Below are 22811 nucleotides of genomic sequence, written 5' to 3'. Positions count from 1 at the left end.
ACTAACAAAACAATCTGTCAGATCAGTATTTAACTAAGTATATATGTCTGACAGATCATTATTTAACTAACTAATTAAAGACACTTAATAGCTTAGTTAATTGTTCTAAGCGTTTGTCTGTCATCACTTTATTGTCGATTTTGATAGACACATCACCACTTTTTAAATTGCGTTGTACCGATACAAACTTATTTTCAAGTACAGCTTCACGCTTAACAGCAGCTTGAGGCTCAGCAGTTAGGCATTTAGTGATTGCCATTGCACGCTTGTCGTCACTTGTAATGGCGTTTAGCTCTTCATCACTAGCTAGGTCACTAACAAGTTGATTAAACGCCTCTTGGTCTCTCTCCTTTGCGCTCATGAGCTTTTTAGCCACTTCGCGACCCACGTGATTCGCAGTAGGGTAGAGTGCAATAACTTCAGCAGGTATTTGTTCATACGCTTTAACAGCATCTGCAATGGCGGTGTGTGATACACCTTCAATTGCAGCAATCTCTCTGTAAGATCCTTTTTTACCTTGTTCAATAAGCTCATTTTTAGTTTGCTGGTAAGCTTGTCCTAGCTCCCATAGACTTGGAGCGATATATTGATCTGAAGATACAGCTAAAATTTTAGCGTCTTGCTCAGTAAAGTCACTTGAACTAAGTACTAAATAATCAGCGTTACCTAAAATACAGGCCATACGACGGCGAGAACCCGCTAAGACTAAGCTTTTACCACCCTGATCCCAAAGTAACGCAGGGTGCTGATTACGGCCATCCTCTGCAATGGCAGGTAAAATATCCGATACTGACTTTTCGTTAAGAAGTGCTTGTACACGGCGGTTTTTACCGTACACACCTGTTGTAGATTCAATGTCAGCGTGTGCGATCACTTTGCAAATAAGAGTAATTTGGCGCTCAGGATCGCTCGGTGCTGGCATGCGAATTACATCACCAGCATTTGCTTGTTCAAGTAATGCGTCAAGGCTACTACTTCCTACAGCTGTTGCAAAAGGATCTAAGCGGGTGTCATTTTTACGTTTTTTAGCCATTTTTATTTAACATCCTTACTTAGGGGTATTGAGTGTTGATTGAGTTGACTGCCAATTTGAACGAATAAGCATTTCTAGCTCATCGACCACATCTTTAATATTTTCTTGAGCGCGCATTAGTGATTCACGGCTTGCTAAGCTGTCTGACGCTTTTTGATCAAAAATAGTATTGAAAGACGAAGAGCTAGCAGTAATCGCCGAGCTGTGGTTGATTGGGTAACTCATAACTTGGCGACCGAATGCACTACGAACATCTTTAACAATATCGCGCTGTGAGTGATTACCTTTTACATAGTTGGTCACTAAAAACTGCATAAAATCCCATCCCTCATGGCCAAGTGCCGCAACGGTATGGTAAATCTCGCCTAGTCGTTTTAAATATTTATTATTAGCATCAAAGTCTACAGCTTCTGGATGAACAGGGATAAGCATCGCAGTAGAAGCCATTAATGCATTATAAAACATAAAGTTAAGAGTTGGAGCTGTATCTATTAATATAATATCAAACTCGTCTTTAACAGGGTTAATTACTTTTTCAAGTAACTTATGGTAATGACGAGTTTGCTCATAATTTGAGGTGTCTTTGAGTAATGTTGCAGTTTCGTGCTCAAAATAAAAATCGTCCATACCTGATGGTAGTACACGAATATTTGGGATATGCGTTGGTAAAAATGAGTTTGAAACAAATTCAGGCCATGTTTCGCCCTCATCCAAATCTATACAATCACGCATTAAATCACCAACAGTAATTGGGTCATGTTCGCTTGAAGGAAAAAAGCTTGAAGAAGAGCCTTGAGGATCTAAATCAATTATTCCAATGCGATAGCGCTTAATATTGGTAGTTGCCAGCGCTGCTGCAATATTAACCATGCTGGTTGTTTTGCCACAACCACCTTTGAGAGAATTAATGACAATGACTTGCAGTTTGTCATCATCAGTACGATGATCTGGTTTAATATCCATAATATCAGCCATAGCAAAAATGTTTACTAATGTGTAAGCATAATGACCATTGGCGCCGCGTTTTATGTTTAAATCATCAAAGTCACCGTTGTCATGACGTCTTTTTAAAGTACGATTATTACAACCTAATAAATCGGCAGCTGCTTTTTGCGTATAAGTTCTTAATTCTTTTTCTTCTGATTTAAGATGAGCACGATAGTGCTGAATACGACCTTCTAAAGATTTTTCAGCTACTTCTGCAGTTGCTTTTAAAAGCCGGTAGGTACTTAGCGCGTTATTATTGATAGACATACTTTCTTCCTCAAAGTTAGGCAGTTAGTATAATGTCCATTCAAATTGCTGTAAACAACTATTTAAGACGACATGCATTTTAAAAAGAAGACATTTAAAAATACTTTTACACTTTTAATATTGCTTAGTATAAACAAAGAAGTTTAAAGGTGGTTAAATATATAAGGTAGTAAAGATTAAGGACCTTAAATTAACACATAACATTATGATTAATATAAACAATATAAAAAAAAGCAGATCAGCGTTATACTTGGTTAAGATCAGATCTTTATCTACCTGCAGATCACCTTTTTACTAAGCCTTATTTTTTAAATCAAGTTATACACAGGTTGCGCATAAGGTTATGAACAAAAAAAGCCCTTGAGATCAATTTTTTACTAAGTAAATTATCAAGTTATGCACTAACCTTAGCGTCAATAGGTACGTTTAATTAGTATAGATCTGATCTGTACTTGGTACAGATCAGATCTATGCTAACTCGATAAGCCTTTATCCACAGGGATATTAATTTTCGTATGAATTTGTCGTGCTAAATTTTAAAATAAAGCCATTGTGATGGACAAAATAACAGCTGAGTTAGTAAAAAACCGATTTGAGATGACCTAGTTAGTAAAAATATGATCTGAAATCGCAAGTTATGTACATTACTTAGTATAATAGTGATCTAAACGTTTTATTTAAAGTCAGATCACTTTTATACTAACTTAAACATTTAACTTTTGTTGTTTAATGTGTTGTTATTAGATGTCGCAATAAAAATGGAAATAAGAACAATGAGCCGAAAGGTCAACATCTCGGTAGATAATTTGCCCGATACACTCAGGGGCCAAATCCACGGGGTGGAAAGTGCAATTGATAACGAAAGTTTAGCACTATTTACAGACAACAAAGACGTGCGAATTTCTATTGAAAATGCAGCTCATGGTTTACGTGCATATTCAAACACGTTTAATCATTATGATTTGTGGGGCCGTTTTGTTCGCTCTGGCTATAAAAAATTGCCACTTGAAGAAGCGCCTAAAAAAACAATCATTACGCGTAAAATATCAGAGAAAGTAGATGGTATTTTATACGATGGTGAGATAAAAATTACCCCTGCTGTTGTCAGTACTCGTAAAGATGGCGAAGATATTGAGTATCTTGTTTGGCCATCGGACAGAGAAGAAAAAGTAGAACGAGCACTTATTCGTTTAGCTTCTAAAGGCAAAATAGTTAAAATTAATTTTAAGTCCGGTATTCAATACGCGGTTGTTTTTTCTATGAACGAATTAGCGCAAGAGCTCAAAGCGGTAGGGCAGTCAATGCCCTATCCTGCAATTAAAGAGTCACTTGAAGCATTGCAAGGTTCTAAACTTTCATTTAAATATTCAGCAACCGATACTAAAAACTCCGATATAGATGATTCGTTTTACGAGTCAAATATGAACTTTTTATCGTCACTTCACTTTAGTGGCAAAAAAGGTCAAGGTGGCAATGTAAAGTGTGTGGCCTGCCTAAATGCGTTTGTTCATAACATGATTGATAACCTTGAATACAAAGGGTATTACTTTAATAGTGCACAAGAATTAAAACGGGGATTGTCGCGTTGGATGATGCTTCGTTTGTATCACCTTTGGCGTTATGCAGCTCCAGGTAAAACGTATCATTTTAGATTACTTTCTATTATGGAAAAATACGGATCTATTTATTCAACTGATGATATTACGGAAAATAAATTAAAAGCGCTTCGTCGTGATATGACCACCACAATGAAAGATTTGATTGAAAAAGGTGCTATATCAGAATACAGCATTACAAACGTCAAAGATGACAAAACTGGTAACATTATTGATTACACATACGAAATGCACCCCTCTGATCAGTTTTGCGATGAAATACTTACATTGAACAAACACAACAAACGCATTGAGATTCAAGGCGGTAAACGTATTGTTGAAAATGCAGTGTTAATTGATGAAGATAAAATAGAAGAGATAGTAGAAAAATAATAAATGTTATTTTAAATACTGTACATATCTACTAAAAAGGCCACATATTGTGGCCTTTTTAACATAATAGCTATCGGTCAACTTGTTCTAAATATAGCCTATCAACTAAAAAATCATACTCACGTTTTCGAGGATGAGCTTCGGGTTTTTTATAATCAGGTAAGATACCTAGTTTAACGTCTGGTTCTGGATTAATCAGAATAAATGGTAATGCGGCGCTCACATGATAGCGGTTTTGTGCTGTGTATCTCACATTAACTTGAGGACTTACGCGAGTAGGGCGACGAATTCTTAATTTTTCCTTTTCACCTAAACTAGCAACCCGTAATTGTTCTTGAGCTACAAGTGATTGCCATTTTTGTTGATCTATCATTCTTGGATTTCGATAACTGGCCGATTTGTCGAGCATTTCGAGGGCCATTTTTTTAGTCAATGTTTTAGTTGCGTGCTTGTGCATCCAAGTAAACCTAACGGAAAATGGTGATTCACTCTCACTGTGAATCTTACGATAAGCAGCAAGTGTTATTAAATTTGGTATTGCATTATGAACAGCCTCAAATCGGGCATCGTTATTATCAATTGCCAATATACACTCTTTGAAACTAGCTTTAGCTTTGTTAACTTGTGCTATACGATTATTTAAAGCTTGTTTATCTGCATTTTTAATAACAAGTAAACCAGGGTGCCTTTTTAACACGCGACTGCTTAAGCCCGATTTTTTATAAATGTCAGAAAAGGAGTTTAAAATTGCCTTTTGAGCCGGCGCTCCAGTTATTTTAGAGACAAGTATGGACTCAGGAACCTTATTTTCATCTAAATTACTTACATCAGGTAACTGATAGTACTCTGCTCTGGAAAACTCACATTCGTTTAATTCCTCAATTAACCTTAAAGTTAATTCGTTCATTAAATCAAACTGACTCCTAATTTGCACTTTAGTAACCACGGCACACCTCAAAGAACACATCTTACTAACTTCATATTATTGCATGCACTTTGCATTGAGTAAATATTTAATAAAACAATACTCGGTGTTCAGATCGCATCAAAAGCAAATAATGTATGATGTGTTCTTTCTGGAGTGAATGGTTCTACTTATTCCTGTAATTTAGTACTGTTTTATTGATTAAAGAGTTAGTCCGCTTAGAGCTTAATTGCCCATATAGTGTAATAAATGAGAAATGTAAAATGTACTTGGTGCGGTTGTATTCTAAATAATAGTGTTAGTTTTGGTTGTTTCTCTAATTAGTGATTAATATTATAACGTGTTTTAACTATGGGTTTATCATCCAAAAGCGTAGAATGTCATACATGATTTTTGCATGAGAGCCATTTAAGGCATCACTGGCAGTTAAGTTTTTAGTTATCACAACTTGCTAAATAACGTTGGCGGCAGGGTGGGAAGGTGAGTGGTGAATCAGCAGATTACCTTGTGTCAGTTGTAAGTATATTCTGGCATCAGAATAATCAACAGCGCTATTCTACTAGGCTTAAAGTACATATAAATGAGCAACACAAAATGCCATATCATATATTTAGGCCTGCACATAGTCCCTGTTAGTTAATAATTAATTTAGCGCGTAAAGTTAAGAGTACATTTGATGCAATTTAAGTATGATGTGTTCTTTGGTAAAATACATATAATATACCCTTGTGCTTTATTTATTCTCAATGTGTTAAAATTGAAACTAATTAACTCTAATTGTATGTTTTTAATCACTTTAGTTTATTTAAAATAAAACTAAAGTGATTGTTATATAATCACCTGAGTTAAGTAAAATTACTTTTATACTTAACTCATAACTAAATAATTGGAAAATAGTGAATTTAGTCCTTGAACATAGGGGTCTGCATACGTTAATTTCTTCTTATCAGGTAATGTAGGAATGAGGAAAAATTATGTCATCGTGGAACCCAAATAGCTGGAGAGAGCTGCCAATACTGCAGCAGCCACAGTACCCAGATCAAGAAATACTTAAATCAGTAGAAGGCCAATTAAAAACGGCTCCGCCTCTAGTTTTTGCAGAAGAAACAAGAAGCCTATTCAAACAACTTGAAGACGTGTGCGAAGGTCGTGCATTTTTACTTCAAGGTGGTGACTGTGCCGAGTCGTTTAGCGATTTTAATGCCGCTAATATTCGCGATACATTCAAAACAATTTTACAAATGGCTGTTGTATTAACTTATGGCGGTAAATGCCCTGTAGTTAAAATAGCGCGTATGGCTGGTCAATACGCTAAACCTCGTTCAGCAGACTTAGAAACAATTAATGGCGTGTCTTTACCATCTTACCGTGGCGACATTATTAATAATATTGAGTTTACAGAAGAAGCGCGCATTCCAGACCCACAACGTTTAATGACTGCATACCATCATAGTGCTGCTACGTTGAACTTATTACGTGCATTTGCACAAGGTGGCCTAGCCGATCTTCATCAGGTTAACCGCTGGAACATGGGTTTTGTTGCTGCAAATCCACTTAAAGAAAAATACCAACAACTTGCAGATAAAATTCAAGACGCACTAGAGTTTATGGAAGTGTGCGGAATTAACTCTACAATTGCGCCAAGCTTAAAAGAAACCGATTTATACACTTCTCACGAAGCTTTACTACTTGGTTACGAAGAGGCACTAACACGTCGCGACCATTTATCGGGTGATTGGTACGATTGTTCTGCTCACTTTGTTTGGATTGGTGAACGTACACGCCAACTAGACCACGCACATATTGAGTTCTTTAAAGGCATTAAAAACCCAATTGGTGTTAAAGTTGGCCCAGGTATGGACCCAGACGACCTAATTCGTTTAATTGACGCATTAAACCCAGATAACATTCCTGGTCGATTAACGCTAATTACGCGTATGGGTGCAGACGTACTGCCAGAAAAACTCCCAGCACTAGTAAGAAGAGTTCAACAAGAAGGCCGCAAAGTAATTTGGAGTTCTGATCCAATGCACGGCAATACTGAAAAAGCGACTTCAGGTTACAAAACGCGTAACTTCGATAATATCATGCGCGAGATCAGTCAATTCTTCGCTGTACACAAAGCAGAAGGTTCATACGCAGGTGGTGTTCACCTAGAAATGACAGGTCAGCACGTTACAGAGTGTACAGGCGGTGCTTACGGTTTATCTGACGATGACTTAGCACAGCGTTACAAAACACAGTGTGATCCACGCCTTAACGCCGACCAAGTATTAGAGTTAGGCTTTTTAGTCGCTGATTTACTAAAAGACGCACGTAAATAATATTTATTGATACAAAAAAACCGCTTAGTTGCGGTTTTTTTTATTTCAAATTTGATGAGTAAGTTAGTACTTACGTCGCTCCAAGTCTGTCTCTATCAGTATTTTTGCAGATATTTCTTCAACAGAATGATGCGTAGAATTAAAGTAAGCTATTTTGTGACGCTTATACAACATTTCCACTTCGCGCACCTCAATACGGCACTGTTTAATTGAAGCATACTTAGAGTTAGCCATACGTCGATGCCTTATAGCCGCAAGCCTCTCAGGGTCAATCGTGAGTCCAAATAACTTGTGTTTATAAGGGACTAAACATTTAGGCAAACCTTCATTATCTAAATCTTCTTCTGTAATAGGGTAGTTTGCCGCTTTAATGCCGTACTGCAGTGCTAAGTATAAGCTTGTAGGGGTTTTACCACTTCTGCTAACGCCAATTAAAATGATGTCTGCCTCGGAAAAGTTTTTAATATTTCCGCCATCATCATTCATAAGAGCATAGTTAACCGCATCAATTCTAAAATCATAACTTTTTTCGTGGATAGAATGCGTACGATGCATTTTTGGAACAGGGGCTACATTGAGTTCTTTTTCTATTTTTTCGCTATACGTAGTTAAAAAATCATATGTAACTGCATCAGCCGATTTTATAATTTCACTTAAATTGTGATTCACAAAAGTAAAAAACACGAAAGGCTTTTCACCTGTTTTTGCAGCGGTTGCATTAATTAAAGCTTTAATTTCGCGCGCTTTTTCTTCAGTTTCTACAAATGGAATTGTTTTATGATTAAAATCGATAGGAAACAACGACAAAGTCGCATGCCCAAACACCTCTGAAGTAATTGCTGTTCCATCTGATATATAAAAAGCAGTTCTCATAATTAACCTTTTTATTGCGTTTAAATCCCTAAAATGGGTTTCCCACGGTTTACGTGAGGACTGTTGCCAGTGTAGAATGATGACGACCTTTATAAAAGGTTTTCTTTCTTAACTCTCACAGTTAGACCTACAATTTGTTTTTTTTTGGAGAAAGATCCGTGCAAGAATACGTTCTCTGGTATCAAGAGCTTGGTATGCAAGATGTTCCTCGAGTTGGCGGTAAAAACGCGTCACTTGGCGAAATGATTTCAAACCTCGCAAACGCAGGTGTACAAGTACCGGGTGGTTTCGCAACTACCGCAGATGCTTTTAATGAGTTTCTAGATCAATCAGGACTCACCGCCAAAATTCATGACATCCTAGATACACTTGATGTTGATGATGTAAATACACTCGCTAAAGTCGGTGCCGATATCCGCCAATGGATAATCGACACACCATTCCAACCAAACCTAGATCAAGCCATTCGCGAAGCATATAGCCAACTCCATGGCGATACTGCAGCAGATGTTTCATTTGCAGTACGTTCATCAGCTACCGCTGAAGATATGCCAGATGCATCATTCGCAGGCCAACAAGAAACTTTCCTTAACGTTGTCGGTATCGATTCAGTCATGGTCGCTATTAAACACGTATTTGCTTCATTATTTAATGACCGCGCAATCTCATATCGTGTTCACCAAGGTTACGATCACCGTGGTGTAGCGTTATCAGCAGGTATACAGCGCATGGTACGTTCAGATAAATCAGCATCTGGCGTAATGTTTAGTATTGATACAGAGTCTGGTTTTGAAGACGTTGTATTTATTACATCAAGCTATGGCTTAGGTGAAATGGTTGTACAGGGCGCCGTTAACCCTGATGAATTTTATGTTCATAAACCAACACTCCTTAAAAACAAACCTTCAGTAGTACGTCGTAATATTGGTTCTAAAGCCATACAAATGATTTACTCAGAAGACAAAGCACATGGTAAGCAAGTAGACATCGTTGATGTTGACCCTGAGCTTTCTAATAAATTTTCGATTACAGATGAAGAAGTGCAAGATCTTGCCAAACAAGCTGTAATCATTGAAAAACATTACGGTCGTCCTATGGACATCGAATGGGCAAAAGACGGAAACGACGGCAAACTATATATAGTTCAAGCACGTCCAGAAACTGTCCGCTCAAACGAAGACTCAAACGTAATGGAACGTTTTCAATTAAATGGCACAAGTAATGTACTTGTTGAAGGCCGTGCAATTGGTCACAAAATTGGTAGCGGTGTTGTACGTGTTCTTGATTCAATTAAAGAAATGGACCAGGTACAAGTAGGCGACATTTTAGTAACCGATATGACCGACCCTGATTGGGAACCAATCATGAAACGTGCAGCAGCGATTGTTACAAATCGTGGTGGCCGTACGTGTCACGCGGCAATAATTGCACGCGAACTTGGTATTCCAGCAGTTGTTGGTTGTGGTAATGCAACTGATTTAATTAAAGCGGGACAAGAAGTAACAGTATCGTGCGCCGAAGGCGATACCGGCTTTATTTACGAAGGTATTTTAGATTTTGAAATACTAACGTCACGCGTTGATAAAATGCCAGAACTACCAATGAAGGTAATGATGAACGTGGGTAACCCCGATCGCGCCTTTGACTTTGCACGCTTACCGCATGCAGGTGTTGGCCTTGCGCGAGTTGAATTTATTATCAACCGTATGATTGGCGTTCACCCTAAAGCGTTATTAAATTTTGATGCGCAAACCGATGCATTAAAAGCAGAAATTACTGACATGATTGCCGGTTACGAATCACCGGTAGAGTTTTACATAACAAAACTGGTTGAAGGTATTTCAACGCTTGGTTGTGCTTTTGCACCGGAGCGTGTAATTGTGCGTATGTCTGATTTTAAATCAAACGAATACGCAAACCTAGTTGGTGGCCAGCAATACGAGCCAGAAGAAGAAAACCCAATGATTGGTTTTCGTGGCGCCGCACGTTATATCTCTGAAGACTTCCGCGATTGTTTTGCATTAGAATGTGAAGCTATAAAACGCGTAAGAAACGACATGGATATGGCAAACATTGAAATCATGATCCCATTCGTACGTACCCTTGAAGAAGGTAAACGCGTAATTGAATTACTAGAAGAGCATGGTCTTAAACGTGGTGAAAATGGTCTTAAAGTAATCATGATGTGTGAGCTGCCTTCAAATGCATTACTTGCTGATGAATTTTTAGAAATGTTTGATGGTTTTTCTATCGGCTCTAACGATTTAACACAGTTAACGCTTGGTCTTGACCGTGATTCAGGTTTAATCGCACATTTATTTGATGAGCGTAACCCAGCAATTAAAAAACTACTTTCTATGGCAATTAAAACAGCTAAAGAAAAAGGCAAGTACGTAGGTATTTGTGGTCAAGGTCCTTCAGATCACGAAGACTTTGCAGCATGGTTAGTAGAGCAGGGCATTGACTCTGTTTCACTAAACCCAGACACAGTAATAGAAACATGGTTATACCTAGCTAAAAAATTAGCAAAGTAATAAATAGGTAAGCTATAAAAAATGCCAGCAATGTATTGCTGGCATTTTTTTTATACCCTATTAAAAGTATGTTAACGGGCTAATTTTTTATCTAAATAAGCACATGATTTAGTTAGCGCCTTTTGACAAAGTGATAAGTAATGTCGCGCTTTAGGATAATAAAACGAAAAACACAATAAACCGGCCATAAAAAATATAAGTGAAGGTCCTGGTACAACCGCAAAAAATAGCCCTAGCAAAATAAATAGCACGCCACTGATCTGTAATAGTAATTTTTTCATATAACACACCTCATTACTCGTTAACTTGAGTATAATTTAAGCTGCATTAAAATCGACTAAAAGAGTGTTACAAACTGTAAAATCTTCAATTTCTATTCGCCATCACCATGATATAATTAGTCAAATGCCCTAAAATATCGCCGTCATGATAGCAACAATTACACAGCAAGATGCCGCGACAGAACTTGTCGCAAATTACCTAAGTACCATTGCAAGCCAAGGTTTTAGTGGAGATACCGATGCAAGTTATGCAACGCGTATTACTGCTTCAACCGATAACAGTGTGTATCAGGAAATACCCCAAGGTGTTATTTTTCCAAAAAATGAAAAAGATATTCAACTCGCACTGCAAACTGCATCTCGCGACCCATTTTTATCTTTAACTTTTGGCCCTCGTGGTGGCGGAACAGGTACTAACGGTCAATCTTTAACACCAGGCATTGTTGTAGATTTGTCTCGCTATATGCGCGAAATCCTCGAAATAAATGTAGAAGAAGGCTGGGTACGCGTTCAAACCGGCGTAATAAAAGATCAACTTAATGACTTTTTAAAACCTTATGGTTTTTTCTTCTCGCCCGATTTATCTACCAGTAACAGGGCAACTATTGGTGGCATGATAAGTACTGACGCATCGGGGCAAGGTTCGTTAGTTTACGGAAAAACAAGCGATCATGTTTTAGGGCTTACAACTTATTTAGTCGATGGTACACCTATGTGTACCTCAACAATAGACATCGACAAAGCAAAAATTATAGCCGAGCAAGACTCTCTAATTGGTAGTTTATATAAAACAGTTTTAGATATTTCAGTTAATGAACGCGCTGCTATTTTAGCTAAGTTTCCACGGTTAAATAGGTTTTTAACCGGCTACGACCTAGAGCATGTGCTAAGTGATGACTTACTTACTTTTGACATGAGCCGACTAATAACGGGTTCAGAAGGCTCATTAGGTATAGTAACTGAAGCAAAATTAAACCTAACGCCTATTGCCGAATTCAAAACGCTTATTAATATTAAGTATGATAGTTTTGACTCAGCACTTCGTCATTCACCATTTTTAGTCGATGCACGTGCAACATCGGTAGAAACCGTTGATAGCAAAGTTTTAAACTTAGCGCGTGAAGATATCATTTGGAATTTAGTATCGGACTTAATAACCGACGTACCAAATAAAGATATGCAAGGCCTTAACATGGTCGAATTTAATGCAGTATCAAACGATGATATAAAAGACAAAGTAGACACGCTTTGTAAGCTTCTAGATGAATGCGTAGCAAATCAAACTAATGGCGTTATTGGTTATCAGTTAACCAGTGATAAAAGCGATATACTAAAAATTTACGCAATGCGTAAAAAGTCAGTGGGTTTATTAGGAAATGTAAAAGGTAGCCAAAAACCGCTCGCCTTTGCAGAAGATACCGCTGTACCCCCTGAAAATTTAGCAGATTATATTGTCGAATTTAGAGCATTACTCGACAGCCATAATTTACAATATGGTATGTTTGGCCATGTTGATGCAGGCGTTTTACACGTACGCCCAGCACTTGATATGTGCGACCCAGAACAAGAAAAACTACTTAGAACTATTTCAGATCAGGTAGTAAAACTAACCGCTAAGTACGGCGGTTTAATGTGGGGCGAACACGGTAAAGGTTACCGAAGTGAATATAGTCCTGAGTTTTTTGGTGAGCATTTATATACGCAACTTCGTAAAATAAAAACAGCTTTCGATCCTAACAACCGCATCAACCCTGGTAAAATATGTACCCCTATCGATAGTGAAGACTCACTAGTTAGTGTTGATGGACAAAAGAGATCGCACTTCGATAAGCAAATATCAATAGAAGTTAAAACCAGTTTTAACAATGCAATGACCTGTAATGGTAATGGCATATGCTTTAATTACGATGAAAATTCACCTATGTGTCCATCGTATAAAGTAACTGGCGATCGTCGTAATTCACCAAAAGGACGCGCAAGTTTAATGCGCGAATGGCTTCGTTTACAAGAGTCAAAAAATGTAGATTTACTCGAAGTAGAAAAGCAGCTTAACAAAGGTGAAGTAATCACCTGGTGGGAACGTTTCGTTCACAGCCGCGAAAAACGAAAAGGTATTTACGACTTTTCTCACGAAGTAAAAGCGTCAATGGATGAATGTTTAGCATGTAAAGCATGTACAACTGCTTGCCCTATTAAAGTAGATGTTCCTACTTTTCGTTCGCGCTTTTTAAATTATTATCATAGTTATTATGCGCGTCCGCTAAAAGATTACCTTGTTGGTAACATAGAAAGCAGCGCGCCATTAATGGCAAAGTTTGCAAAAGTTATAAACCCAATTGTTAAAACATCATTAGTAAGCAATGTTATTAAAAAAACAGTTGGCTATGTTGATACACCACAGTTAAGTATTCCTGCACTTTCAAAGCGTATTACTAAAACACAAAAATTTGATTTTGATTTATTAAATAAATTAAATGCAGAGCAACAAAGTGAATATGTATTAATAGTACAAGACCCATTTACGAGCTTTTACGAAGCCGAACTAGTAGAAAGTTTTATTACTTTAATAACCCAACTTGGCAAAAAACCAATGCTATTACCTTTTAAACCAAATGGTAAACCGCAACACGTAAAAGGTTTTTTGCATGAATTTAAAGTTACAGCTAAAAATGCAGCCGAGTTTTTAAATAAATTAAATGATATTAATGCACCCCTAGTCGGTTTAGATGCGTCACTCGTTATGTGCTACCGCGATGAATATAATACAATTTTAGAAAATAACCGTGGGCAATTTAATGTGCAACTTGCCCATGAATGGCTAGAAACACAATCGTTTAAATCACTAAGCGCAAAGCAAAATACAGATACTGAATTTACATTACTGAGTCACTGTACTGAGACAACTGCACTGCCAAAAGCGGCAAATGTTTGGCAAACAATTTTCAGTGATATTGGTTTAACATTAAAAACAACAAATACAGGTTGCTGTGGAATGGCGGGGACTTATGGCCACGAAGCACAAAATCAAGATAACTCACGTGCGCTTTACGAAATGAGTTGGAAACCAATTGTAGATAAAAATAAACCAGAGCAACTTTTATCTACGGGATTTTCTTGTCGTAGCCAAGTTAAACGTTTTGAACAATTTAAACCAAAACACCCAATTGAATTACTAGCACAGGTTCTTAAATAACTTTATAAAATAAGAGTGCTTAAATAGATTTATTAAATTAGTTCTTAAGCAAAAAAGGCGTAACAATTAACTTCATCAATAATGAAAGTAATCGTTATGCCTTTTTTAAATCTATTATTTTAATTATCTAATTTAAATAACTGTTTTAAAAACTACTTTTTAGCAAAGCTATCTGCTATAGGTTTAGTGCTAATACCGTGTATAAATACACTAAATAAAATAGTCGTCATTGCTATAGTCGCAATTTGATATTTGTTTTCTATTTGCGTATCTATAACCATCAATGTAAAAACAATTGATGCTAAACCTCTTGGTCCAAACCACGCAAATGCAAAACGCTCTTTAATACTCAATGCCGTAAACTGCAGAGACAGCATAACTGGAATTATTCTAATCAATGTTGTACTTAACAAAGCGTAAATTATAATTTCAGTATTTAATTTCGGAATAACTAAGTAAGCACAAACAAACCCGAACAAGCACCAAATCATTAACGATGTGAAATCTGCGATATGCTCTGAGTCTTCAATTAATTCTGTTCTAACTTCTTCGGTCGAAAATTTATCAAATAATAAGCCTGCAATAAACACCGCAATAAATCCACTGCCATGAAAATATTGAGTCACAGAAAACACAGCCATAGCAAAACCGAGTAATAAAAACGGACTGGTATTTTGTGCAAAGTAATGACGTTTCATTGCAAAGTTTAAACTCGGTATAAAAACAACAATACTTGTAATAGCTATTAATAAAGCCAAGCCAAGCTCTCGGCCAAACACACTTAATGTTTGTGTTGCAGTAATAGCTGAATCAGGATTTTTAGCGAGTAATATAAATATTAAAAATATGGGCACACATAATCCATCGTTCAAACCACTTTCAGTATTTATTCCTTCGCGTATTTTTTCAGGCACTTGTGTACTTGCTAGTAACCCTTTACTTAAAGCTGCATCGGTAGGTGTTAAAATAATAGCGAGCAACGCTGCTTGAATAAGTGAAAGCTCAGCAAAGAAAAATAAAGCAACAGCAATACCAAGTAACAAAGTTAAGGGTAGGGCAACAAACAACAGTAAACTAGGATACTGAAAACTATGCCTTAAAACACTTAGCTTTGATTTAGCTGCATCTGAAAATAAAAATATACTTAGCGTAAGCTCTATAAATGGTAATAAAAGATCAACGCCTTCTTTTATTTTATGTCCTTCGTTGGGTAGCATAAAAGCTAAACATATTCCGCCGACAACAAAAAACATTGGACCTGTTACTTCTGTTTTTTCTAACTGGCGAAGTGTTAAAGAATAAATTAAAAATAGTCCGCCTATAAATGCTATTACTAAATACTCCATTAAATTTTCCTTTTAAGTCCTGATTTTGCTCGCTCTTTAATATTTGTTTGAATATAAATTTGATCGGTAGTCGCAATTTTAGAATGGCCTAAATCTTCTGATAAATGTTTGAGCGGTCTGGTTTGCGCATCATGTGTAGCACCAGTATGACGAAGCCAATGTGCAGTTGCAGCGCCAAGTTGTTCAGCGTCATCTTTAAAACCATCATCAAGTAATGATTGCTGAGCATAATCAAAACTTTGTTGAACTAAACGCCTAATTTGCCTTACGGTCATACCACCTTGACCGCGAATTTTATGAACTAACGGCTCAGATTCATCAACCCGAGGAAGGGCAGGTAGACCTCGATATAATCTGTATCGTTTTAAATATTCAACAAAATCATCACTTAAGGTTACATCTCGTAATTTATTACCTTTACCCATTATACGTAAAAACCAAAATCCATCATTATCTTGCCAAAAATGAGACATTACCGGCGACCATTGTGGGCGCTCAGATAATTCTGAAATTCGTAAATAAAGACCTTTTAAGCAGGCAAGCGTAAATAAGTTTCGCTCTAAATCAGGGTTATGTTCGCATAAATCACGAGTTACACCAAAAACGTATTCCCATTGAATATCACTTAATGTATCAGGAATTTGAATTTGTGATTGAACAACTAAGTACGGACTATTTTTTTTAACAACAGGGACAAAGTTCGCGAATGTTTTTTCTTCTAGTAAAGCAAACTTATAGAAAACATTTAATGCAGTAAACATAGACGATAGAGTTTGTTGGCTAGCAATAGATTCTTTAAGCATAAAAGGGCGCCAATTTTGGTTTAATCGACGAATACCTTGCTCATCTTTATAACGCCATTGCACTGAAGTGGCAGCCCAAGCTTTATCTGGTTCGACCATAAAATCAACGTAGGCTTCAATGTCTTCACGCTTTAAATTGAATACTGATTTTTTTGCTATTAACCACGACCATAAATAAAAACGTTCGAGTTCATTTCGAAAACGACTATAAGTGGCTTCTGATTTTCGGCCATAAACATACAAAAACTGATATAAGAATATCAGATCGGCCTTTGATTCAGTTACAGTCAAGCCAACTTCCTGTATAAAGGATGCAAGTTCTGGGTACTCTGAATTTAGAGTACCGTCATCTAGATGGGCAATTTGATATCTTAATTGTTTTAATGTATCAACCAAAGCAACAAGCATAATGTATAAATATTCAATTAAATAATAGGCTTACAGAATAACGTTAAAGTCCGATACTGTCTATTGTATATAGTTATGTTCATATGTACTTTTATTTAAAGTTAAAAAATATTTCCTTTATATTTCCTTTCAAATAGATTAACTTCTTGATATTAAAAATAATTCAAGTTTAAGATGTCAACAGTAACTGTCATTGCAAAAATTATTACAGATAATACTGGCTCGTGGGTTAATGTTCCTGTCATTCTTACCGCCAATGGTGACATACCACTAATTACAGACTATTTATTAGTCTTAACTGCACAAGGTAAAAGCCGCTCCTCTCTAATATCTTATGTAAGAGCCATAAAGTTATTTCTTGATTACATGGAAGCTAATAAAAGTATATTTAATGAGCCTGACAGATTACTCACTTCATTCATTTTAAGGTTAAGATCTGGCACTTTAGATGAACGTGGGATCGACCCTTCTGGTCTTTATTGGGAACCAAAATCCTTTCTTAATACTAAAAACATTATTCGTTGTTTAATATCACTTCTAAATTGGTTAGAGCCAAAATGTACAAAAACTCATAAACTTATCCAAAATGATTTTCGTAGCGTTTTACTTTATTCGGCATGGTATAGAAAAAATATAAATGACTTCCTTGGACATACTAAGTCTTTTAAAAACAGCTCATTAAGCTACAGAGAAATGAATTATTGCTCAACGAAAACACATTTAGTAGCCGAAGGTGATGCTGTAGCCTTTCCTGAAGAAACATTTAAAAATCTTTTTTTCGATGGTTTTTCAACTCAACGTGATTTAAGAATTTCAATAAGAGACAAGCTAATCTTACTCCTTATGCATGGAGGCGGCTTAAGAGAGAGTGAAGCCATGAGTTTATGGGTTTCAGATATTGAATTAGACCCTCTAAATAATAATGCTGCGCTTGTTAAAATATATAATGAAGAGCAAGGTGTTGCTCCTTATGGCTGGAAATCGAACAGGGGGGGAAACTCTAGAAAATTATTCCTTAAAGAAAAATATGGCAGAGTACCACGTGTTTCTATTTTCAATACTGAGCATTTAGGCTGGAAAGGCGGGACTATAGACCACAAAGATGGTTATATAATTGTCAATTGGTTCCCTTCATACTATGGTGAAATTTTTCTAAGACTCTGGAAAATTTATCATCAATATCGAGCATCTATCTTATGCAATCATCCCTATGCCTTTATTTCATTTCATAAAAAACATTTAGGTTTACCTTACACATTAAATGCATTTCATCAAAATTATAAAAATGCATTAAAAAGAATTAATTTATTGCCCTCAAAGCATGCTGGTTATGATCCACATGGTCATAGACATAGCTATGGTCGGCGTTTACGAAGAGCAAATATAAATCCATTAATTATCAGAAGGTGTATGCATCACAAATCGCTTGACTCTCAAACTCCTTACACAGAGCCAAATTTCAATGAAATATCAGATACTTTAACTGCTGCTTCAGTAGCATTAGATAAAGGTGAAAAGATGTTAGATTTAAGTTGGGAGAACTTAACTAAATATGGTTTCAATGACATAGATCCTAATCAATACTTTTCGGGTGAAAACATAAAATTCAAGGTATAAAATGAAAAAACCAATTAAGAAAAATGACAATCGAAGTATTGATTTAACATTTAGCTGGATATCTAAAGTCCTCGGCAGTAAATGGAATGGTTGGGAGAAGCTTGCTAGTGAATGGATTGGGATGCAAACAACTTCAATAGATGTAAAAAGAGTAGCTCTTACTTTTTTCTTAGAAAAATATCTTTTTATACATGCTCCATATGCATCTAATATTGATGACTTTTTTAGAGGTGCAAATGGCCATGTAATCAATTCAGATGAATTTGTAGAAATAATGAAATTATCAGGTGTAAATGATCTTAATGAACAGTCAAGAAGACCAAACTATATAGTTGATTTTATTGACTTTGTCGTTAATAAGCATTTTACAGTTGCTGACCAGCACAATGTGCCAAAAAAATTAGTTGTTAACCCATTTACTAAGGTTAAATTTAAAAGTGTTCCTCTTGAAACCGTTCGTCAACCGCTACCTTATAAATATATACTCAAGCTAAGAGATATAATTTCATCTAGCTCTGGTAAAACAACCAAACACGATAAAACATACCACTGTCTGTCATTTAAAGATTGGGGTTGGGCACAAGTTCAAACAGGAGTTAGGTCAGGAGGTAAGGGTGGTGATTGGTTTGAAGTTCCTGAAAGTTTAATTGACAAAAATGATCCTGACTGTGTTTGGCGCCGAAAAAAAATAAAAACAAAAGGCGGTACTGAAAAAGTAATTTTTCAAATGTGGTCTCCTGTTAGATCACTAGCTATCTTAATCAAACTACATTTACCACTGAGAACATATCAAGTTAGAATGTTAGACTCCGGAGAGGATGATACCTGGAAATATGACAATAAATCTTGGATAGAAAATGAAAATAAATTAACAAAAACCTCAAGCCCAAAATTAATTGAAAGAGGTGTTTTTAGGAGAATATATGATCAATATACTTCAACTCATACAACAGGGCTATTCATAAACACTAATAAAACATCAGATGCTGAAGTTGACGCTGGCTATGTAATACCTTGGAACCACCAAGAGGTTTTATATTGGCTTGAAAAACTTAGAAACTGGCAAGTAAAATATAACCCAATAGACAGGCCAACACATTGTAAGGAGCTTTCAAGAAAACACTTAGGCACTACTAAATCGGAACTTCAGCTTAATGCAATGGGGAATATGTGTTTTTTATTTCGCGACCCTACAGCCCAAGGCGATGATAAGCTCAAACCTATTGATGCTGATTCCCTAAAACGCCTTTGGCATTCTCTATTATTAGAGCTAGAGACTAATCTGTTTAGTACTGGTGATACCCTTGAAAATGGAGAAAGACTCAACCTAGTTGTCAATTATGAAAACGAAAAATCAAAAGGGTCAACTACACATTTCCCTCTACATAGTTTAAGAGTAAGTCTGATTACAGCTTATTCAATGGATTCAAACGTACCGATCCCAGTAATTTCGAAACTCCTTGCGGGTCATACAAGGCTTATTTCAACAATATATTATAACAAAATATCACCGTCAGTTATGGCAGATAAAATGCGAGAGGCAGAGGAGAGCTTAATCGAAAACTCTGATAGCTCACTTCGCTCATTTTTAAAAGATGCATCAATCAGTCAAATTAAATGTAACGTTGTTTATAACAGTGAAGATAGTGTCGTTGCATCGCTAGCAAATAGAAACCCTATAGGATGGGAAGAAAGAGCCTATGGTATGTGCCTAGTAGGTGGTAATAATGTTCGATCCGATGAAATGAGTACACTTGGTGGATGCTGGAATGGTGGTGAGCTTTTAGTTAAAAAAGCTAGGGCAATAGATAGAGTATATGGAAAAGTACCCAATGGCCCAGAAAATTGTATTAGATGTAGGTGGTTCATCACCGAAGCTGTTTATTTACCTAAACTAAATGCGTTATTTAATCAGTTAAGCTTCAAAGCTCATGAAGCAGCAAGCTTAGCATTGGATTTAGAGACAAAATTAGAGAAAATCAAAGACAGTAAATTTATAACTGACCAAGAGGGTAAACCATTTCTAAAGTTTGAAGAACTCCACTCACTTCAACGCAGGTTTGAAAAACAAAAAGTTGAATCTGACGAATATACTAAAGACTGGATATCATGTTTTGGCCTTATATCTAAAATTATTCAGCTAGAAGAAAACCGAGAAGCTGACAATGATAAGAATAAATTAATTGCCTTAGGAAACACAACTGATGTAAATACGGCCTTGAAGTTTATTGAAACTAAATCTGAACTATTGCATCTATCATGCTTATGTGAGGATGCGGAAATATATCCAGATTTTATGGATACATTGCAAAAAACTCCAGCTTTAAAGCAACGTACAATTCAATTAAGTCGCATCTTACTTAAACACGGTAAAAAACCTATTTTCTTAGAGATGGGTGATAAAGAACAGTTAATTGCCGGAAATGCAATGATAAGAAAAATGGCTAAAATTGCCGCTCCGAATGATAAGTTTGAAGGATTTAGAGTTGTTGCTGATTATCTTGAAGCCGAAACATACCTCACTGACTCAAAATTACTAGATGCCGGGTACACTGAGACACATAACAATTATATCAACTTACCTTCTCATAAATGAGGCACCGAATGCGATCAGACTTAGAAAAAAAGCACCAAGATGAGAAGCTAGAAGCTCTAAAAGAAGGGAGAACACAAAAGACTAAAGATACTCTTGATAAATTGAACTTAATTTTATCTAAATATTTTGAGCAAGGAAATATTGATTTTTCAATAACAAATATCGGAATGATAAGTTATAAAAATGGTGGTCCTAGTTACGAAACGCTTCGTGCAACAAAAAATGTGCACTATAGAAAATTAATTAGTTATTGGGCTGAATTAATCAAAAGTCAATCGATTGGCAATAAAGTGGTATCACCAGCTACAGATAATGAGCTTTTAAATAAAATACCCGATATTGCGGCTCGCGCATACTTTGCAAGAATTTTAGCTGAAAGAAAGAAATTTAAAACCGAGCTGAATATCTTAAAAAGTCAATCAGAAATAGTAATCGATAAGCGTAATCAATATACCCAAACAGCAGACTTTATACCTAACTTAAAACTAACTAATAATGAGTTATCAGCGCTTACTTATGCTGTATCGGATGAGTGTATTAAGCTCAATGGTTGGCTAAAAACTGAATTAGGCCAAATAAAAGGAAGTGAATATCAAAATGAAATATTCCCTAGAGGCTTTATACAAGCTTTAAATAAAGTAATTAAGTCTAATGAGTAATATATTCACAATGTACTACTTATGAGGTTTATAATTAAAATTAGATGTATATTGGCCTGGCAAGTGAATATAATTTATTAATTTGACAGGCTGTTATGTGCCAAAGCGGACGTTAAAAGAATTCATAAGATGAAGTTACAACTCGGATTGAAAAAATATTTCTTGGCGAGTTTTTATCAGGGGGGGTTATTGAAGATGAAACATTCAGGTTTCGGCCATTTCAGCAAATCGTGACTTCAAAGATTGTTAGCAAATCTGCTGATGAGGATAAGTTAGAAATATACACACATAGTGTGAGTTGTTATGTGATTGATGCTGACCATAAGTTAATTGATATTTCGTTTGTTGAACTGGTTGTTATGAGAGCAGGAGCTTATTCGGCAGTTCGAGTTTTAGAAATGAGAGAGCAACTTAAGTCTCAAAATAAAAGCCATTGAATAGCGAAGATAAGAAGTCTGATGAGATTATTATTTGTCACTTACCTCTTTGAAAAAATTGACGTTAGTCAAATATTCATAAATGTTTACATGACATCAATTTACTTATTCGAAAATTTGTATTAGTATAGACCATGTATATTTTTATGAGAATTTTATGTCTAAAGCATTTTCAAAAGTCTTAGTAATAACGCTTATGCTGGTTGCCTTTGTAGGGCAAGCATTTGCGTATTCTGCTATGTCTTGCGAAATGTCATTAGGTTCTCATGAATCACACATGAACATGGAACATTCCAAGATGAGTCATCATGAAGGAATGGAGCATGGTGATATGAATAAAAGCAGTAACGGTCAATCAGAAGATTGTTGTGGTGTTTGTGTTTGTCCTGCAAATGCTTGCTCATCTACGACAGTCCTAAATTCCAGTATTGATTCGACAGATATTCAAATATTCAGTGAATCTGTAGCTGCTCTGCAATCTAAACAACCTCATTCAATTTCCACTTCCCTTTATCGTCCACCAATTTTTGCCTAATACAG

The 22811-nt window shown here is 36.1% G+C and carries 15 protein-coding genes; 8 read left to right on the top strand and 7 right to left on the bottom strand.

Annotation, left to right across the window (positions count from 1 at the left end):
* Window positions 1–70: 70 nt before the first annotated feature.
* Both H5126_RS18180 and H5126_RS18175 read right to left on the bottom strand, forming a co-directional pair.
* A complete protein-coding gene (locus tag H5126_RS18180) occupies window positions 71–1033 on the bottom strand; it encodes a transcriptional regulator (protein ID WP_182694859.1) in 963 nt (320 codons plus the stop codon).
* A gap of 15 nt (window positions 1034–1048) precedes the next feature.
* Window positions 1049–2287 carry an AAA family ATPase gene (locus tag H5126_RS18175; RefSeq protein WP_182674620.1) on the bottom strand — a complete coding sequence of 413 codons (1239 nt, stop codon included), beginning with the start codon at window positions 2285–2287 and terminating at the stop codon, window positions 1049–1051.
* 773 nt (window positions 2288–3060) lie between these two features.
* Here H5126_RS18175 and H5126_RS18170 point away from each other — a divergent pair.
* Complete coding sequence (locus H5126_RS18170; protein WP_024596523.1) at window positions 3061–4275, top strand: hypothetical protein; 1215 nt, start codon at window positions 3061–3063, stop codon at window positions 4273–4275.
* A 70-nt stretch (window positions 4276–4345) separates the two neighbouring features.
* Here the strand turns inward: H5126_RS18170 and H5126_RS18165 are convergent, their stop codons facing one another.
* Complete coding sequence (locus tag H5126_RS18165; RefSeq protein WP_165723776.1) at window positions 4346–5221, bottom strand: DNA replication terminus site-binding protein; 876 nt, start codon at window positions 5219–5221, stop codon at window positions 4346–4348.
* A gap of 953 nt (window positions 5222–6174) precedes the next feature.
* On the opposite strand from H5126_RS18165, the gene H5126_RS18160 reads away from it, so the two are divergent.
* On the top strand, window positions 6175–7524 hold the full coding sequence (locus H5126_RS18160; protein WP_024596521.1) for a class II 3-deoxy-7-phosphoheptulonate synthase: 1350 nt from the start codon (window positions 6175–6177) through the stop codon (window positions 7522–7524).
* Between the two features lie 63 nt (window positions 7525–7587).
* Here H5126_RS18160 and H5126_RS18155 read toward each other — a convergent pair whose 3' ends face one another.
* Window positions 7588–8397 (bottom strand): pyruvate, water dikinase regulatory protein, encoded by an 810-nt coding sequence (locus H5126_RS18155; RefSeq protein ID WP_182720821.1) that lies wholly within the window; start codon window positions 8395–8397, stop codon window positions 7588–7590.
* A gap of 158 nt (window positions 8398–8555) precedes the next feature.
* On the opposite strand from H5126_RS18155, the gene ppsA reads away from it, so the two are divergent.
* Window positions 8556–10931 carry a phosphoenolpyruvate synthase gene (gene ppsA / locus H5126_RS18150; RefSeq protein ID WP_165723775.1) on the top strand — a complete coding sequence of 792 codons (2376 nt, stop codon included), beginning with the start codon at window positions 8556–8558 and terminating at the stop codon, window positions 10929–10931.
* Window positions 10932–11002: 71 nt separating this feature from the next.
* On the opposite strand, the gene H5126_RS18145 is transcribed toward ppsA, so the two are convergent.
* Entirely contained in the window at window positions 11003–11212 is a 210-nt protein-coding gene (locus H5126_RS18145) for a PGPGW domain-containing protein (RefSeq protein WP_024596520.1), read from the bottom strand.
* Between the two features lie 145 nt (window positions 11213–11357).
* Here H5126_RS18145 and H5126_RS18140 point away from each other — a divergent pair, with 145 nt between their 5' ends.
* A complete protein-coding gene (locus H5126_RS18140) occupies window positions 11358–14405 on the top strand; it encodes an FAD-binding and (Fe-S)-binding domain-containing protein (RefSeq protein WP_182720820.1) in 3048 nt (1015 codons plus the stop codon).
* Between the two features lie 152 nt (window positions 14406–14557).
* Here H5126_RS18140 and H5126_RS18135 read toward each other — a convergent pair whose 3' ends face one another.
* Together H5126_RS18135 and H5126_RS18130 are read right to left on the bottom strand one after the other, a co-directional pair.
* Complete coding sequence (locus H5126_RS18135; protein WP_182720819.1) at window positions 14558–15751, bottom strand: sodium:proton antiporter; 1194 nt, start codon at window positions 15749–15751, stop codon at window positions 14558–14560.
* Entirely contained in the window at window positions 15751–16962 is a 1212-nt protein-coding gene (locus H5126_RS18130) for a tyrosine-type recombinase/integrase (RefSeq protein ID WP_182720818.1), read from the bottom strand. The genes H5126_RS18135 and H5126_RS18130 overlap by 1 nt, the downstream gene beginning before the upstream one ends.
* A 174-nt stretch (window positions 16963–17136) precedes the next feature.
* Between H5126_RS18130 and gmtY the strand changes: the two genes are divergently transcribed.
* The 4 genes from gmtY (at window position 17137) to H5126_RS18110 (ending at window position 22806) form a co-directional block, all read left to right on the top strand.
* Window positions 17137–18579 carry a gamma-mobile-trio recombinase GmtY gene (gmtY, locus tag H5126_RS18125; protein WP_182720817.1) on the top strand — a complete coding sequence of 481 codons (1443 nt, stop codon included), beginning with the start codon at window positions 17137–17139 and terminating at the stop codon, window positions 18577–18579.
* Window position 18580: 1 nt separating this feature from the next.
* Window positions 18581–21175: a VPA1269 family protein gene (locus H5126_RS18120; protein WP_182720816.1), complete on the top strand. Its 2595-nt coding sequence runs from the start codon at window positions 18581–18583 to the stop codon at window positions 21173–21175.
* Between the two features lie 8 nt (window positions 21176–21183).
* Window positions 21184–21834, top strand: coding sequence for a gamma-mobile-trio protein GmtX (gmtX, locus tag H5126_RS18115; RefSeq protein ID WP_138561106.1), 651 nt, complete (start codon window positions 21184–21186; stop codon window positions 21832–21834).
* A gap of 594 nt (window positions 21835–22428) precedes the next feature.
* The gene (locus tag H5126_RS18110) at window positions 22429–22806 is read left to right on the top strand and encodes a hypothetical protein (protein ID WP_182720815.1); all 378 of its coding nucleotides are present in this window, start codon (window positions 22429–22431) and stop codon (window positions 22804–22806) included.
* Window positions 22807–22811: the final 5 nt, after the last annotated feature.

Origin of the sequence: Pseudoalteromonas sp. SG45-3 (assembly GCF_014164075.1) — a bacterium.
Lineage (GTDB): Bacteria > Pseudomonadota > Gammaproteobacteria > Enterobacterales > Alteromonadaceae > Pseudoalteromonas > Pseudoalteromonas distincta.
The sequence above is the reverse complement of the archived record's forward strand: the minus strand, read 5'-3'. Positions and strand labels throughout refer to the sequence as shown.

Bases quoted from the DNA above. Each gene is read 5' to 3' on its own strand.
- H5126_RS18180 (WP_182694859.1), bottom strand. From the start codon at position 1,033: ATGGCTAAAAAACGTAAAAATGACACCCGCTTAGATCCTTTTGCAACA.
- H5126_RS18175 (WP_182674620.1), bottom strand. From the start codon at position 2,287: ATGTCTATCAATAATAACGCGCTAAGTACCTACCGGCTTTTAAAAGCA.
- H5126_RS18170 (WP_024596523.1), top strand. From the start codon at position 3,061: ATGAGCCGAAAGGTCAACATCTCGGTAGATAATTTGCCCGATACACTC.
- H5126_RS18160 (WP_024596521.1), top strand. From the start codon at position 6,175: ATGTCATCGTGGAACCCAAATAGCTGGAGAGAGCTGCCAATACTGCAG.
- H5126_RS18155 (WP_182720821.1), bottom strand. From the start codon at position 8,397: ATGAGAACTGCTTTTTATATATCAGATGGAACAGCAATTACTTCAGAG.
- H5126_RS18145 (WP_024596520.1), bottom strand. From the start codon at position 11,212: ATGAAAAAATTACTATTACAGATCAGTGGCGTGCTATTTATTTTGCTA.
- H5126_RS18140 (WP_182720820.1), top strand. From the start codon at position 11,358: ATGATAGCAACAATTACACAGCAAGATGCCGCGACAGAACTTGTCGCA.
- H5126_RS18135 (WP_182720819.1), bottom strand. From the start codon at position 15,751: ATGGAGTATTTAGTAATAGCATTTATAGGCGGACTATTTTTAATTTAT.
- H5126_RS18130 (WP_182720818.1), bottom strand. From the start codon at position 16,962: ATGCTTGTTGCTTTGGTTGATACATTAAAACAATTAAGATATCAAATT.
- gmtY (WP_182720817.1), top strand. From the start codon at position 17,137: ATGTCAACAGTAACTGTCATTGCAAAAATTATTACAGATAATACTGGC.
- H5126_RS18120 (WP_182720816.1), top strand. From the start codon at position 18,581: ATGAAAAAACCAATTAAGAAAAATGACAATCGAAGTATTGATTTAACA.
- gmtX (WP_138561106.1), top strand. From the start codon at position 21,184: ATGCGATCAGACTTAGAAAAAAAGCACCAAGATGAGAAGCTAGAAGCT.
- H5126_RS18110 (WP_182720815.1), top strand. From the start codon at position 22,429: ATGTCTAAAGCATTTTCAAAAGTCTTAGTAATAACGCTTATGCTGGTT.